Source organism: Halomonas sp. 7T, from assembly GCF_025643255.1.
Taxonomy (GTDB): domain Bacteria; phylum Pseudomonadota; class Gammaproteobacteria; order Pseudomonadales; family Halomonadaceae; genus Vreelandella.
Window position 1 is genome coordinate 196,404 of the sequence record NZ_CP087112.1, and the last position, 14,415, is coordinate 210,818.

Annotated in this window: 14 protein-coding genes; 2 read left to right on the forward strand and 12 right to left on the reverse strand. The window is 58.7% G+C overall.

From position 1 onward, the window contains the following. The first annotated feature begins 33 nt into the window (after window positions 1–33). Entirely contained in the window at window positions 34–747 is a 714-nt protein-coding gene (locus LOS15_RS00940) for an SIR2 family NAD-dependent protein deacylase (protein ID WP_263067501.1), read from the forward strand. Here LOS15_RS00940 and bioA read toward each other — a convergent pair. Genes bioA through bioB form a run of 6 tightly spaced genes read right to left on the reverse strand, consistent with a single transcriptional unit; the run spans window position 744 to window position 6,470 of the window. Beyond that, on the reverse strand, window positions 744–2,024 hold the full coding sequence (gene bioA, locus LOS15_RS00945; protein WP_263067502.1) for an adenosylmethionine--8-amino-7-oxononanoate transaminase: 1,281 nt from the start codon (window positions 2,022–2,024) through the stop codon (window positions 744–746). The genes LOS15_RS00940 and bioA overlap by 4 nt on opposite strands. Then, window positions 2,024–2,746, reverse strand: coding sequence for a dethiobiotin synthase (gene bioD, locus LOS15_RS00950; protein WP_263067504.1), 723 nt, complete (start codon window positions 2,744–2,746; stop codon window positions 2,024–2,026). Before bioD ends, bioA begins: the two co-directional genes overlap by 1 nt. After that, window positions 2,743–3,534 (reverse strand): malonyl-ACP O-methyltransferase BioC, encoded by a 792-nt coding sequence (gene bioC / locus LOS15_RS00955; protein ID WP_263067505.1) that lies wholly within the window; start codon window positions 3,532–3,534, stop codon window positions 2,743–2,745. Before bioC ends, bioD begins: the two co-directional genes overlap by 4 nt. Further along, entirely contained in the window at window positions 3,531–4,271 is a 741-nt protein-coding gene (locus LOS15_RS00960) for an alpha/beta fold hydrolase (RefSeq protein ID WP_263067507.1), read from the reverse strand. The genes bioC and LOS15_RS00960 overlap by 4 nt, the downstream gene beginning before the upstream one ends. Beyond that, complete coding sequence (gene bioF, locus LOS15_RS00965) at window positions 4,259–5,413, reverse strand: 8-amino-7-oxononanoate synthase (protein ID WP_263067508.1); 1,155 nt, start codon at window positions 5,411–5,413, stop codon at window positions 4,259–4,261. Before bioF ends, LOS15_RS00960 begins: the two co-directional genes overlap by 13 nt. Next, window positions 5,400–6,470, reverse strand: a complete 1,071-nt coding sequence (gene bioB, locus LOS15_RS00970; RefSeq protein WP_263067509.1) for a biotin synthase BioB — start codon at window positions 6,468–6,470, stop codon at window positions 5,400–5,402. Before bioB ends, bioF begins: the two co-directional genes overlap by 14 nt. 182 nt (window positions 6,471–6,652) lie before the next feature. On the opposite strand from bioB, the gene LOS15_RS00975 reads away from it, so the two are divergent. Further along, window positions 6,653–7,417: a tRNA-uridine aminocarboxypropyltransferase gene (locus tag LOS15_RS00975; RefSeq protein WP_263067510.1), complete on the forward strand. Its 765-nt coding sequence runs from the start codon at window positions 6,653–6,655 to the stop codon at window positions 7,415–7,417. Here LOS15_RS00975 and LOS15_RS00980 read toward each other — a convergent pair. From LOS15_RS00980 to fmt, 6 genes are all read right to left on the reverse strand, one after another. Next, window positions 7,414–8,667, reverse strand: a complete 1,254-nt coding sequence (locus LOS15_RS00980) for a TraB/GumN family protein (RefSeq protein ID WP_263067511.1) — start codon at window positions 8,665–8,667, stop codon at window positions 7,414–7,416. The genes LOS15_RS00975 and LOS15_RS00980 overlap by 4 nt on opposite strands. Before the next feature lie 67 nt (window positions 8,668–8,734). Beyond that, window positions 8,735–10,183 (reverse strand): TrkH family potassium uptake protein, encoded by a 1,449-nt coding sequence (locus LOS15_RS00985; RefSeq protein WP_263067512.1) that lies wholly within the window; start codon window positions 10,181–10,183, stop codon window positions 8,735–8,737. Between the two features lie 49 nt (window positions 10,184–10,232). After that, complete coding sequence (trkA, locus tag LOS15_RS00990; protein ID WP_263067513.1) at window positions 10,233–11,606, reverse strand: Trk system potassium transporter TrkA; 1,374 nt, start codon at window positions 11,604–11,606, stop codon at window positions 10,233–10,235. A 123-nt stretch (window positions 11,607–11,729) separates the two neighbouring features. Then, window positions 11,730–11,936 carry a dodecin gene (locus LOS15_RS00995; RefSeq protein WP_263067515.1) on the reverse strand — a complete coding sequence of 69 codons (207 nt, stop codon included), beginning with the start codon at window positions 11,934–11,936 and terminating at the stop codon, window positions 11,730–11,732. 49 nt (window positions 11,937–11,985) lie between these two features. Then, window positions 11,986–13,320, reverse strand: coding sequence for a 16S rRNA (cytosine(967)-C(5))-methyltransferase RsmB (gene rsmB / locus LOS15_RS01000; protein ID WP_263067517.1), 1,335 nt, complete (start codon window positions 13,318–13,320; stop codon window positions 11,986–11,988). Beyond that, on the reverse strand, window positions 13,317–14,303 hold the full coding sequence (gene fmt, locus LOS15_RS01005; RefSeq protein WP_263067518.1) for a methionyl-tRNA formyltransferase: 987 nt from the start codon (window positions 14,301–14,303) through the stop codon (window positions 13,317–13,319). Before fmt ends, rsmB begins: the two co-directional genes overlap by 4 nt. Between the last annotated feature and the right edge of the window lie 112 nt (window positions 14,304–14,415).

Below are 14,415 nucleotides of genomic sequence, written 5' to 3' on the forward strand. Positions count from 1 at the left end.
TCTGTATGAAGAGCAACCTATTTGAGGAGCAACATGGCGTCTCCCCCACACTTAGTGGTTTTTACCGGTTCAGGTATCAGTGTCGAGAGTGGCATTAGGTCGTTTCGCGCCAGTGACGGGCTATGGGAGGAGTACCCTCTAGAGGAAGTGGCCACACCGCAAGGGTGGCGCCGTGACCCCGAACGCGTCTTGGAGTTTTATAACCAACGCCGAGAGCAGATTCGAAAGGCAAAGCCGAATGCGGCCCATAAAGCGCTGGCGGCGCTTGAAAAAGACGGCTTTAAAGTAAGCGTTGTGACGCAAAATATTGACGACCTGCACGAGCGAGCGGGGTCGCGGGAGGTGCTGCATCTGCACGGTGAGATTCTGCAGGCGCGCTCTTCTGTCGATATGCGTCTTCGCTACCGGCTGCCCAAGGGCGGTATTGCGCTGGGTGATGTATGCGATATGGGCAGCCAGCTGCGCCCCGATGTGGTGTGGTTTGGCGAGTCGGTGCCGCTATTTGAAGACGCCTGTGAGCTGGTCAGCGAAGCCGACTTTTTTCTGGTGGTCGGTACCTCCTTGGCGGTGATGCCCGCCGCTTCGCTGCTGAGCTATATCGACTACGATACCCCCTGCGCCCTAGTCGACCCCGACGCGGATTCACTTACGCCCCCAGGCGTGTTGGCCATTAACACTACCGCAGGCGAAGGCGTGCCCGCGCTTGTTAATCAGTGGCGTAAGCAGGGGAGTTTAATACTGCCTTAGGGCGTCTGATGCTCTAAAAACCATGCCTTCATCACCCCGGTAATCTGGGTGATCTCGGCGTCGGAAGCAATGTAGGCGGGCATGGTGTAGAGCCAGCGGCCAATGGGGCGCAGCCATACGCCGCGCTCCCGGGCGAAGCTTGCCACGCCTTTCAATACCTCGGCGCTATGGGCTTCAATCACCGCCGTGGCCCCTAGCACCCGCACATCGGCTACCGCTGGGTGGGCATTAAGCGCCGTGTCTTCCCGCAACTCACGATGTAGCGTTTGGCTAAGGGCGGCAATTTTCGCTAGGTAGTTCTCCTCTTCAAACACGCGAAGGCTCTCCAGCGCGACTCGGCAAGCCAGCGGGTTGCCCATAAAGGTAGGGCCGTGCATAAAGGCGTGATGGGGGCTGTCGCCGATAAACGCGTCGTGGACGCGATCCGTGGCAAGCGTAGCCGCATGGCCCAAGTAGCCGCCGGTCAGCCCTTTGGAAAGCACCATAATATCCGGTGTTACATCGGCGTGATTGGCCGCAAACAGTTTGCCGGTGCGGCCAAAACCGGTAGCAACTTCATCAAAAATCAGCAGCACGCCAAACTCATCGCATAGCGCCCGTGCGCCGCGTAGGTAGTGGGGCGAGGTCATGTTTAGCCCGCCCGCCGCCTGCAGCAAAGGCTCCATTAACAGCGCGGCAATCTCATGGTGATGCCGTTCAAGCACGCAGCGCAAGGCGCTAAGGTCGTGTTCGACCTGTTCCATGCTGGCATGGAACAGGGCGGTAGGTGCCGGGGCAAAGTGGTGTTGGGGCAGCAGGCTTGCGAACAGGCTGTGCATGCCTTCTTCGGGGTCGCACACCGCCATACAGCCGGTGGTGTCGCCATGGTAGGCCTTCATTAAAGAGAGCATCTTGCGTTTTTCGGGGTGGCCGATAAGCACTTGGTACTGCAAAGCCATTTTCATCGCCACTTCCATGCCCACCGAGCCGCTGTCGGAGTAGAACACGTGATTCAGCCCCGGTGGGGTAATACGCACCAGCGCTTGCGCGAGCTGGTCGGCGGGGTCGTGGGTGAGACCACCCAGCATGACATGGCAAAGCTCGCCCGCCTGCTCGCGAATCGCGGCCACTAAACGCGGATGGGCGTAGCCATGAATCATGCACCACCAGGAGCAGGTGGCATCCAGCAGGTGTTCGCCACTGTCCAGGGTAAAGTGGCTGCCGCGTCCCCCCACCACCTTGGGAGCCGGTGTTTGGGTTTTTAGGTGGGCGTAAGGGTGCCAAACAGGAGAATTCATTAGGTGGCTTCCTGGTGCAGCGTGGGCGCGTTAAGCAGCGGTGTTAACGACAGATAAGGATGGGCCTGCGCCGCATTCGGGGTCGCTAAATGGGGAATAATGCCCAGGCACGGCGCTGGCAGTGTGGCATTGAGGAGCGCTAGGTTAGCGTCAAAACGTGACTGATTTGCGGTAAATTCAGGGTCCACCACGCTGCCGACCCAGCCCGCAAGCGTTAGGCCATCGGCCGCGATTACCTCCGCGGTGAGCCGTGCATGGTTAAGGCAGCCTAATTTGAGACCCACCACCAATATCACCGGCAGTTGCAGTGCGTTGGGAATATCAGAGAAGTCTTCATGCGCGTTAAGCGGTACCCGCCAACCGCCCGCACCCTCTATCAGCGTTAGATCGTGCTGTGTGTGGTGAAGTGTTTGTTGCAGTACCTCCGTTACCTTCGCCACGCTCAGCACAGCGCCTGCTTCCTGGGCGGCCAAGTGTGGAGCAATGGCGGGGGCGAACGCCCAGGGGTTAACGGTTTCGTAGCGAACGGGTGGCGTGCTTTGCGCCTGAAGCGCTAGGGCATCGCTATTGCGCAGCCCCTCTGGCGTAGTACGGCTGCCCGAGGCTATTGGCTTAAGCCCTAGCGTACTAAGCTGCTGCTTTTTAGCGGCGCATAGCAGGGCGCTGGTCGCCAGGGTTTTACCTGCATCGGTATCCGTACCGGTGACGAAATAGGTGGTCATGGCGTTTTTTCCAGGTGCAGGGTGAAACAGTGGTAGCTAACCGGCAGCCCTTGAGGTTCACGTAAGGTTTCAAAACGTGCTTGGGCAGCGGCCAGTTCACGACGGGTAAGCTGTGCATTGGACCGTGTTACCTGAGCCCCCACGCCTTTTATCGAAGCCATAACGGCGCGTAGGTCGGGGTAATAAAATTGCCGCTGCTCGGCGGTGCTGCGAACCAGCGTTAAGCCGCTTTGGGCAACCGCACGTTCAACCGAGGCGGCATCGGGCATTTGCAGCAGTGCTTCTGGCCGCTGCCAGGCGGTGGCGACTTCTTTCAACGTGCCGGGTAGCAGCGTGGTTATATGTACCTCACCGCCGGGGGTGAGCACTCGCGCCAGCTCCTGCATTACGGCGTTTATATCGCTGCACCACTGAATTGCCAGGTTGGAAACAATCAGATCGAAACGGCTGCTCTCGAACGGCAGCGCGGCGGCGTCGCCCTGTTGCCAAGTAATCACATCACCGTAAAGCGCCTGGGCATGGGCGAGCATGCCCGGGGCAATATCCAGCCCCGTAAGGTGGGCGTGGGGGTAGCGCGCGGCCAGCTGCTGGGTCCAATAGCCGGTGCCGCAGCCGAGGTCTAGCACGCTCTTGGCGTGGGTGGGCAGCGCCCGCCACAGTGCTTTGCCTATTTCACGCTGGGCGCTGGCGAGCGCGTCGTATTGCGGGGCCGCCCGAGAGAAAGCCCGAGCGACACTTGCCTGCCAGTTCGGCAGCTGGGTGGTCGGCGTAGCTAGCGTGCTGCTCATGGCGTCTCCTTAACGGCCTGCTGGGTAAACGTGGCGGCGTGTTCAGTGATGACGACGGCCAACTCGGCGGGCTGTGAAAGCATTGGGCAGTGCCCCGCGTGGGCGAGTCGGGCAGCCTGCGCACGCTGGCCAGAAGGCACTAACGGGTCGTGCTCACCGACTAACCGACCGACCGGACAGGGCGCATCTTGCAAACGCTGGGTGTTGTCCAGGGTGGCCAGCCAGTGAAGCCCTTGGGACAGCGTGCTTGGCGTGGCACTTGGGGTGTCCCCCAGCAGGGTGCGCAGCTGCTGATAGGCGTGGCGAGCGTTAGGCTCACCCTGGCTTTGCCAGCGTAAAAAGTGTTGCCAGGTGGCGTTAGGGTCGCGGGCAAACGCGCGCTGAAAAGTGGCAAGCTCAGCGGGGCTTACGCCGTCATCGCTACAAAACCGCTCCCCTGCGCCAATCAGGATAAGGCCTCGCGGGGTGGGTAGGTGGTCAAGCAGCGCGGCTGCCAGAAGTCCGCCTAGCGACCAGCCCACCCACACAGCGTCATTGGGCAGCTGGTCAGCCATGGCATGGGCAAGCGAGGTAAGAGTGGCAGGTTCTGGCAGCGCGGCCACGTCACCGTACCCCGGCCACTCTACGCAGCTGACCTCACACCCATCAGGCCAATAGCCGACAAGGGGCTGCCAAATACGCTGATCGACTCCCCAGCCAGACAGCAGCACCAAACGTTGAGGTGCTAAGCGGGGCATGCCGCTTCCTCCCGCTGGCAAGCGGCAAGCCCTTCCAGCAGGCGATCAATATCGTGACAGGTGTGGCGGGCGCTTAACGTAATGCGCAGCCGCGCTGCGCCGTTGGGCACGGTGGGTGGCCGAATCGCCCCCACCTGAATACCTTGCTCGGTGAGCTGGCTGGCCCACGCCAGGGTGCGCGGTTCGTTGCTCAATAAGAGCGGTTGAATCGGGGTAAGTGATTCGGTGAGCGGTAAGCCAAGCGCTTGGGCCTGTTGGCGGAAGTAGCGGATGTTATGGTGGAGGCGCTGGCGGTGCTCTGGCTCGCGCTGCACGATTGATAGCGCTTCCAGGGTTGATGCTGCAATGCTGGGGGGCTGCGCGGTGGTATACACATAGCTGCGCGCAAACTGGGTGATATGCTCGATGAGTGCGGCATCACCGGCCACAAAAGCACCGGCAGTGCCGAGTGCTTTGCCCAGCGTGCCCACCAAAATGGGCACACGCTGGCTGTCGAAACCTTCCACGCAGCCGCTACCGTTATCGCCCAACACGCCCAGGCCATGCGCGTCATCAATCATCAGCCATGCGTTGTGCTGCTGACTGATAGAGGCAAGGGTGGCGATATCGGCAACGTCGCCATCCATGCTAAATACGCCGTCACTGACCACCAGCTGATGAGTGGCCGTGCTGCGCAAAAGCAGACGCTCAAGATCCGCGCTGTCACGGTGGTGAAAGCGCCGCGAGCGAGCACCGCTAAGCGCCGCGCCATCTAGCAACGAGGCATGGTTGAAACGGTCTTGAAAAATAGCCGTGTGTGGGTCGGCCAGCGCTTGCAGCACGCCAAGGTTCGCCATATAGCCGGTAGAGAACAGTAGCGCTCGCTCGCGCCCTGTCCAACGCGCCAGGGCGTCTTCCAGTGCGTCGTGTATCGCCAGATGGCCGCTCACTAGGTGCGACGCCCCCGCGCCTGCGCCAAAGCGGCGAGCCCCTTCTGCCTGCGCGGCCTGTACCCGAGGGTCGTGGGCTAGGCCGAGGTAGTCGTTTCCCGCAAAGTCGAGCCCGCAGTGGGTGTTTACTAACCGCTTACGCCAGCGCTGCTCATCAACACGCTGTTGGCGAGCGCTCGCTAAGCGTTTTTGCCACGCGTCAGACACTGGCATCTACCGCGAGCTCGGCGGCACGCTGCTGCTGTGTCTGCTGGGCGATGCGGGCCGCTTGAGTGTCTTCGCTTTCGCAGGTCTCACGTTTTTCAGGATGCAGGCCCAGTTTGGCAAACAGCGCACGGTCGCGATCCGCTTGGGGATTGCCGGTGGTCAGCAGTTTATCGCCGTAGAAAATCGAGTTAGCCCCGGCAAGAAATGCCAATGCCTGGGTGGATTCGCTCATCTGCTCGCGGCCTGCCGAGAGCCGCACATGGCTTTGCGGCATCATAATGCGGGCAACGGCGATGGCGCGGATAAACTCAATGGGGTCTAAGTCTTCGACGTTTTCCAGCGGCGTGCCGGGCACTTTTACCAGCATATTGATAGGCACGGATTCAGGATGCGGCGATAGTTTCGCCAACTGCTGTAGAAGCGCACTACGGTCTTGCGCGCCTTCACCCATACCGAGAATGCCGCCGGAGCACACCTTCATGCCCGCTTCGCGCACGGTGGCCAGGGTGTCCAGGCGGTCGCTGAACGTGCGGGTGGTGATAATTTCGCCGTAGAAATCCGGCGAGGTATCCAGGTTATGGTTGTAGTAATCGAGCCCAGCCGCCGCCAAGCGATTGGCTTGGTCGCCGTCAACCATGCCCAGGGTCATGCAGGTTTCAAGTCCTAAGGCTTTGACCTGGCGAACCATCTCTTCCACTAATACAAGGTCTTTGTCCCGCGGGCTGCGCCACGCAGCGCCCATGCAGAAGCGGCTGGCGCCAGCCTCTTTAGCGGCTTGGGCTTGGGCCACCACTTTTTCGATCTCCAGCAGCTTCTCTTTTTCTAGCTGGGTGTTGTAGTGGCCCGACTGTGGGCAGTATTTGCAGTCTTCCGGGCAGGCCCCCGTTTTGATAGAGAGCAAGGTAGAAACCTGCACCGCATTGGCATCAAAATGTGCCCGATGCACCTGCTGGGCCTTAAACAGTAGGTCATTGAAAGGCAGCGCAAACAGCGCGTTAATCTCTTCCAGTGTCCAATCGTGGCGGGTAGCAGTGGTGTCGGCAGTGAAGGCGTTGGCGGTCACAGGTAAACCTTTTTTCTTTTGAAAGTTGACAAGACTTTATCGGTGAGTTGCTTTTAGTGTCAACTTTAAAAGCTATACAGGTTTACTGGGGTGGCAGAAAGAGCGCGACGTTCGTCATGGTGGGCGGGCTGCTATATACTCTGCGCCCTTTTAATTGTCTTCTTTAAATCGTTGGAGCGCAGATGCCTGACGCTACCTCTCTGCCGCCTGAGCACACTGAACGTGATCCGGTCACGGGGCACCCACGACCGCCTCGGCGTGAATTTAAAGCGCGGGGTAGTTTTGTGACGCGCTGTGATGGGTGCAATCTACCTGAACTTAACTGCCTGTGCCCTTATCAAGTAAAGGCCGAGAGCGACGCCCAGGTGTGGCTAATCACCCACTCTATTGAGCACTTTAAACCCACCAATACCGGGCGGTTGATTGGTGATGTGCTGGCCAGTACCCGTGTGTTTACCTGGTATCGCACCGCGCCGGATGAAACGCTAGCGGCCCTGCTTGAAGACCCGCGCTACGCGCCCTTTGTGATTTTTCCTGACGATCAGCCGGACTACGCCGACCGGGTGGTGAATATCGACGCCGTCCATACCGCCAAGCAGCAGGCGCGCATTCCGGTGTTTATCATTTTAGATGGGACGTGGCGTCAGGCGCGGCGCATGTTTCGTAAGAGCCCTTACTTGGATACGTTGCCGGTATTGCCGCTACGTACCGAGCGTGAAACGCGCTATCGGCTGCGTAAGCCGGCTTCAAAAGCGCACCTTTGCACGGTTGAAGTGGCCATTGAACTGCTGCGCCAGAGCGGCGATGAAGATGCGGCAAGCGTCTTGGATGACTATTTTGATGTGTTCAACGACAGCTACGCTGAGAGCCGCTACTACCGCAAAATTGCAGAACCAACCGCTGCCATGCAGCGGTTGTCAGCTCGTCAAACGGAGGGCGGCGTTTAAGGCGCACCGCTACCAAACAGGGCGCCCGCAATTCTAAACCCGGCTACCCAGGTGCCTATCGCCGAGCCAATCGTTGCTAGCAGAAAGACCAGTAGGGTGCGCGAAACGCGGTTTTTCCACCAGCCTTTAAGCTCGGTGACATCGTGACGTAGGGTAGAGAAGTCGCGCACTTTGGGTTTGCGCATATAAAGCTCTACCCCAGCGGCCACAAACCCCGCGCCAATGGTGGGGTTAAGCGAGGTGAGTGGTGCGGCAAAGAACGTCGTAATCACCGTCACCGGGTGAGCGAGGGCGATAATTGTCGCGCCACCCGACAAAATACCGTTGATCAAAAACCACTCAATCACCAGCTGCCAGCCAAGCTCGGTATTGCGTGAAAAGCCAATCACAAACCCGGTGAGCACCAGCGCGGTAATCAGCCAGGGGGCGGCTTTCCAGAGTTTAGAGGGCGGCGGCGTCGCTTCTAGTGCTTCTCGCTCAGTGGTGGGGCTTTCCGGTAGCGGTACCTCAAGGTGCTCCACCGTGCCTTTCAAGTGGCCTGCACCGATCACCACCAGCACGTTTTTATAGCGTCCGGGCGGCGCCTCTTCGGCAAGGCGGAGCGCCATGTAGCGGTCGCGTTCTCGAATCAGCGGCGTATAAAGCGCTTCCGATTCGGCGGCAAATTCGTTGAAGGTAGCCTCCAGCATATCGCCTTCTTTGAGCTTCTCGATGTCCTCTTTGGACACGTCCTGGCGGGACATGACGCTGCCAATCAGCCCAGAGAAAAGCGAGAAACGCTGCCACCAGGGGACGTTGCGATAGATGCGTTTGAGAGTGATACCCACGTCCCGGTCAACCAGCAGCAGCGGCAGCTTACGCTCCTTGCAGGCGTCCAACGCTGCACGCATCTCTGCGCCGGGCTGGATGCCCGACTGCTCAGCAATACGCTGCTGAAATGCACCTAGCGCTAGGCTAGCGGCGACCATGCCGGCTTTGCCTTGTTTAAAAACCTGAAACAGATCCTGCTCGCCCATGGCGTCTGGGTTGTTCATGCTGTGGTGGCGGGCATCACATAGCTCAATCGCAACGGCGTCATAGGAACCGCTAGCGATGAGGTTGCGAACGTCATCAGCGCTTTCAGCAGAAACGTGGGCGGTTCCCAGCAGGGTGTAGTGGGTGTCGCCCACGGTGACGGTTTTTAAGGGCCCGCTGGTGGCCGGTGGGGAGGTCGGCGCCGCCGCCACTGATGAACTGTCGTCTTGGGTCATGACTATTACTCAATATGTAAAATAGGAAAGCGTAAATATAAAAGCGGTAGATAAAAGTAGCTTGGGGTTAACGGCGCCAAAATGCGGGCATAAACAGCACTAGAATGGTGAAAATTTCCAAGCGCCCCAGCAGCATTGCCATTACTAGAATCCATTTAGCGAGCGTTGGCATATCGCCATAGTGGCTGCTGGCATCGCCGAGTGCAGGACCCAGGTTATTGAGCGCTGAGCCGACGGTTGACCAGGCGGTCACCTGGTCGACGCCCGTTGCCATGACGCCAACGATCATCAAGAAAAACAGCATGACGTAGGCGGAGAAAAATCCCCATACCGCTTGGGCGATGCTGTCGGGTACGCTCACTTTGCCCACCTTAACGGCAATCACCGCGTTAGGATGGATCAAGCGCATTACCTCACGCATGCCCTGTTTCAAAATCAGAATAATACGGATAACCTTCATGCCGCCGGCCGTGGAGCCTGAGCATCCCCCCACAAACGCTGCCACAAAGAGAAGGAAGGGCAGGGCGCCTGGCCATGCCGAGAAGTCTGCTACGGCAAACCCCGCGGTGGTTGCCACCGAGACTACCTCAAACAAGCCGTGGCGTAGCCCCTCCATGGCGTCATAGGTGTCGGTCAGCCAGAGCGTAATGACAGTGAAGGTCGTCAAACCACCCAGAAACAGCATTAAAAAACGTGCTTCCGGGTCTTGAAAGTAGTGCAGCAGGCTTTTTTCACGCCAAGCAATGAAGTGTAGGCTAAAACTCACCGCTGAGATCAGCATAAAACCAATACAAATGAGCTCGATAGCGGCACTGTTAAAGTAGCCAATGCTGGCATCGTAGGTCGAGAAACCGCCAATGGCGACGGTAGAAAAGCTATGGCCTAGCGCATCGAACCAGTCCATGCCCGCAAGCATATAGGCCACCATGCAGGCGATCGTCAGGGTGGCGTAAATATACCAGAGGGCTTTGGCGGTTTCGGTAATGCGCGGCGTTAGCTTGGAGTCTTTTAGCGGCCCCGGTATCTCGGTGCGGTAAAGCGCCATGCCCCCGACCCCTAAAGTGGGAAGAATAGCCACGGCGAGTACGACAATCCCCATACCGCCTAGCCATTGGAGTTGCTGGCGATAGTAGAGAATCGATTCAGGTAAAAAATCGATGCCGGTAATCACGGTGGCGCCGGTCGTGGTTAAACCGGAAAACGATTCAAATACCGCATCGGTAATACCCAGCGCGCCTTCGCCAAACAGCATGAGAGGAAGCGAGCCGAACAGCGCCAGCACCGTCCAGAACATGGCGGCGATAATAAAGCCATCACGAATCCGCAGCTCTTTTCGAGCATTCCGGTTGGGTAAAAAAAGTAGCAGGCCAGTAATGACCGAGATGGCCATACCGCTCATAAAAGCGTGCCAAACACCGTCTCGAAACCACAGTGACATCAGTATAGGGGGCAGCATGGTGAGGCTGAATAGCATCAGTAGCAGACCTAAAATGCGTAAAATAATCCGCAAACTCATAGCAGTGGTTGCCTCATCGCAGTGGCCCCGTGTTGATAAAGAACATTGCCTAGAAGAACGTTAATCCCACTTGGAATAGCCGCTCCACGTCACGGATTCGCCGCTTATCGATCACAAACAGAATGATGTGATCGCCGCTCTCTACCATGACATCATCGTGAGCAATGAGAACCTCTTTGCCACGCACGACGGCACCAATGGTGGTGCCTTCTGGGAGATCGATTTCGCGAATGGTACGGCCCACCACCTTAGAGGACTGCTTGTCGCCGTGGGCAATGGCTTCAATGGCTTCGGCGGCTCCCCGGCGCAGTGAATGCACGTTGACGATATCGCCTCGGCGCACATGGGTAAGCAGGCTGCCAATGGTGGCCTGCTGGGGGGAGATGGCAATATCAATGTCGCCGCCCTGTACGAGATCGACGTAGGCGGCATTATTGATCAGCGTGAGTACCTTTTTTGCCCCCAAGCGTTTGGCGAGTAGCGACGACATGATATTGACTTCGTCGTCGTTAGTTAGCGCGCAGAAGATATCGCAGTCTTCGATATTCTCCTCTTCCAGCAGCCGCTTGCTGGTAGCACTGCCGTGGAGTACCACGGTACGGTCAAGCCGCTCAGAGAGCGTGGTACAGCGTTCCAGGTTGTGTTCGATGATCTTCACCTGGTGGCTGTGCTCCAGGTGCTCAGCGAGCCGCTCACCGATATTACCGCCGCCTGCGATCACCACCCGGCGAAAATCACGCTCAACCCGGCGCAGTTCGCTCATTACCGCGCGAATATCTCGCCGTGCGGCAAGAAAGAACACTTCATCGTCGGCTTCAATGATTGTGTCACCGCGGGGAATAATCGGTCGGTTGCGACGATAGATGGCGGCTACTCGGGTGTCTACGTTGGGCATGTGCTTGCCCAAGAAGGCGAGGTCTTGGCCTACCAGCGGGCCGCCATAAAAGGCTTTTACCGCCACCAGCTGTACTAAACCTCCCGCAAATTCCAAAACCTGCAGGGCGCCGGGGTGCTCGATTAGGCGGCGCACGTGGTCGGTGACCACTTGCTCAGGGCTGATCAATACATCGATGGGAATGGCTTCGTGGGCAAACAGGCCTTTGCGGGTCAGGTAAGCCGTGGCGCGCACGCGGGCTATTTTCGTGGGGGTGCGAAACAGCGTATGCGCGACTTGGCAGGCGATCATATTGATTTCGTCGGTGTTGGTCACCGCAATCAGCATATCGGCGTCTTCACAGCCCGCTTGGCGCAGCACAATCGGGTAGGAGCCTGCGCCGGTAACGGTACGAATATCCAGCTTGGTGTGCAATTCGCGCAGTTTGGCTGCATCGGTATCAACGACGGTAATGTCATTTTCCTCGCGGGCGAGGTGTTCCGCTAGGGTGCCGCCGACCTGGCCGGCGCCAAGAATGATGATTTTCATTGCTGAGCATCGGTTCCGTTGTAAGCGCCAGCGCATTCTGCCACTGGATAATGTAGGTGGGTGTGCACTGCAATAAAGACGGCGGCCAGTGTAAACCAGCCGCCGTCAAAAAGCAGGTAGAGCTTATTCTAGCGTAAAGCCGATTTTGACGGTTACCTGCCAATGCGCAACGCGGCCATCTTCAATATGACCACGGGTGTCGGTGACTTCCAGCCAGCGCATGTGCTTCACCGTCTCAGAGGCTTTAGCCACGGCGTTCTGTACGGCTTCCTCAATACTTTTCTCAGAGGAGCCGGTTAGTTCAATGTGCTTGTAGGTGTGATGACTCATGGTATCTCCATTCTTGTCATGAATTCACTGCCTTGGGTGAAGTAACCGCTTAGGCAGGTCGCTTCTCTAGTCTGGCATAAAAAAAGCCATCGTGACTGCCCTGCGCTGGAAAGAGCTGGCGGCCTTCTCCGCTGGGGATGCCCCAGGCCACGTCGCTGGGCGTGGACACCTTGGCATCCGGTGTGCGGGCAAGGAAGGCCTCAATTTGGTCGGCGTTCTCTGCGGGTAGCACAGAGCAAGTAGCGTAGAGCAGCGTGCCGCCGGGGCGCAGCAAGGGCCAGAGATTATCCAACAACTGCTGCTGGAGCTTGGCAAGTTGACGAATATCTTCCTTACGACGCAGCGTTTTAATATCCGGGTGGCGTCGAATAACCCCGGTGCCGGAGCAGGGGGCGTCGAGCAAAATGGCATCAAACAAGGTGCCGCCCCACCACTCTTGCTGAGTGGCATCGGCGTGCTGTAGCGCCGCCGTTAGCCCCAGACGGTTGAGCGTATCGTCCACCCGGCCTAAACGCTGGTTGTCACTATCAATGGCGGTCAGCGCAATATCGAACTGTTCCAGCAAGTGGGCTGTTTTACCCCCTGGGGCGCAGCAAGCATCTAGCACGTGGGCGCCAGGGCGCGGCGCAAGAGCCGGGCCAAGCAGCGCAGCAGAGAGCTGGGCCGCTTCATCTTGAACGCTCACATGGCCGTGCTCAAACCCTGGCAGCACGGAAACATCGCAGGGGGTATTAAGCGTGATGCCGTCAGGCGCATGGGGGCATAAATAGCCGCTTAAGCCTTGCTCAACCAGTTGCGCTAGGTACGCTTCGCGGTCGTTGTGGTGCTGGTTGACCCTTAGCGTCATGGGCCCCGGTTCGTTATTCGCCTCGGCAATGGCGCGCCACTGGTCAGGCCAAGCATCGCGTAGGGCGGCGAGTAGCCAGGGGGGGTGCTCTAGGGCAACGTGCTCTTCGCGGTCGACATCGGCCTGGAGCTCTTCTGCTTCTCGCTGGAGGCGGCGCAGGCAGCCGTTAAGCACGCGGGTAGCCCACTCTTTGCCTATCAAGCGCGCAGCCCCTGCGGTTTCCCCCACGGCGGCGTGGGCAGGAATACGCATATACAGCAGTTGATAAATACCGATGAGCAACAGCGCGTGAACGTCGCTATCGCGCTTCTTGAAAGGCTGCTTAAGCAGTTTATTGGCCAGCGCTTCCAAGCGGGGCAGCCTGCGGCAGGTGCCGTAGCACAGCTCTTTCAGCAGGCCGCGGTCGCGGGCGATAACGCTGTGTTCATCAAGCCCGGCGAGGGAGCCTTTATCGGTAAGAACAGGGACAAGCGCACGGGCGGCAGCAGCGCGCACCTCTTGGCCACTGCCGCCTTTTGCGGGGCGCTGTTGGCTCATGGGGTAACTCCTTGTTGAGGTGCGGGCAGCCCAAGTTGGGCGCCAATGGTGAGGGGTGTTTGGCGGGCATTGAGCAGATCACGTACGGCCATGGCTTTGCCCCCGGGTAGTTGGGCGCGGCTAACGCAGAGCACTTCTTGGCCCTGTTCGCCGCAGGCAATGCGCAGGTGTTCGTCGCCGTGTTCAAGCAGCGTGCCGGGCGGAAACGGCGGCTGTTCGCCTGATTCAACACTGGCCATTAATAAACGTAGGCGGTCATTGCCTAGCGTGCACCAGGCCACGGGCCACGGGTTGAAGGCGCGAATTTTACGCGCCAGCTGCTCGGCGGGTTGGGTAAAGTCTAGCTCGGCCTCGGCTTTGCTTAGTTTAGCGGCGTAGGTCACGCCCTCTTCGGGCTGCGGGGTCGCTTCCAGGCTGCCGTTGTCCAGATTATCCAGCACGCTCACCAGTGCGTTAGCCCCTTGGATTGCAAGCCGGTCATGCAGGTCACCGCCGGTGGTGCGTGGCGTGATCGGTGTGCGTACTTCGTAAAGCATCGCGCCGGTATCGAGCCCTGCATCCATTTGCATAATAGTGACGCCAGAAGCGCTGTCGCCCGCTTCGATGGCCCGCTGAATGGGTGCCGCGCCGCGCCAGCGGGGTAATAACGAGGCATGCACGTTAATACAGCCTAGCCGAGGCGTGTCCAAAACGGCTTGGGGCAGCAGCAAACCGTAGGCAACCACTACCATTACGTCGGCTTCAAGAGCCGCTAGCTCGGCTTGGGCATCCGCGTTCTTTAAGCTGACGGGTTGATACACCGGTATTTCATGCTCAAGGGCAAGTTGCTTGACCGGGCTAGGGGTAAGCTTGCGTCCTCGGCCTGCAGGGCGGTCGGGCTGGGTGTAAACCGCCACGACGTCATGCTCGCTTTCGAGTACGGCGGCAAGACTGGAAGCGGCGAAATCAGGCGTGCCAGCAAAAACAACGCGCAACTGAGACATGGGCGTAACTACCTAACAGAAGTGGGAACGGGGATGCGTCTAGCGAAAAATGCCGAACAGCAAATGAGTGCGCCAAGTAATATCCAGTGGGCGTTCATCATTTTGCGGCTCG

Excerpts from the sequence above, each read along its gene's own strand:
- fmt (WP_263067518.1), bottom strand. The coding sequence starts at position 14,303 with ATGTCTCAGTTGCGCGTTGTTTTTGCTGGCACGCCTGATTTCGCCGCT.
- LOS15_RS00995 (WP_263067515.1), bottom strand. The coding sequence starts at position 11,936 with ATGAGTCATCACACCTACAAGCACATTGAACTAACCGGCTCCTCTGAG.
- LOS15_RS00985 (WP_263067512.1), bottom strand. The coding sequence starts at position 10,183 with ATGAGTTTGCGGATTATTTTACGCATTTTAGGTCTGCTACTGATGCTA.
- LOS15_RS00940 (WP_263067501.1), top strand. The coding sequence starts at position 34 with ATGGCGTCTCCCCCACACTTAGTGGTTTTTACCGGTTCAGGTATCAGT.
- bioF (WP_263067508.1), bottom strand. The coding sequence starts at position 5,413 with ATGCCAGTGTCTGACGCGTGGCAAAAACGCTTAGCGAGCGCTCGCCAA.
- rsmB (WP_263067517.1), bottom strand. The coding sequence starts at position 13,320 with ATGAGCCAACAGCGCCCCGCAAAAGGCGGCAGTGGCCAAGAGGTGCGC.
- trkA (WP_263067513.1), bottom strand. The coding sequence starts at position 11,606 with ATGAAAATCATCATTCTTGGCGCCGGCCAGGTCGGCGGCACCCTAGCG.
- LOS15_RS00960 (WP_263067507.1), bottom strand. The coding sequence starts at position 4,271 with ATGCCCCGCTTAGCACCTCAACGTTTGGTGCTGCTGTCTGGCTGGGGA.
- LOS15_RS00975 (WP_263067510.1), top strand. The coding sequence starts at position 6,653 with ATGCCTGACGCTACCTCTCTGCCGCCTGAGCACACTGAACGTGATCCG.
- bioC (WP_263067505.1), bottom strand. The coding sequence starts at position 3,534 with ATGAGCAGCACGCTAGCTACGCCGACCACCCAGCTGCCGAACTGGCAG.
- LOS15_RS00980 (WP_263067511.1), bottom strand. The coding sequence starts at position 8,667 with ATGACCCAAGACGACAGTTCATCAGTGGCGGCGGCGCCGACCTCCCCA.
- bioA (WP_263067502.1), bottom strand. The coding sequence starts at position 2,024 with ATGAATTCTCCTGTTTGGCACCCTTACGCCCACCTAAAAACCCAAACA.
- bioD (WP_263067504.1), bottom strand. The coding sequence starts at position 2,746 with ATGACCACCTATTTCGTCACCGGTACGGATACCGATGCAGGTAAAACC.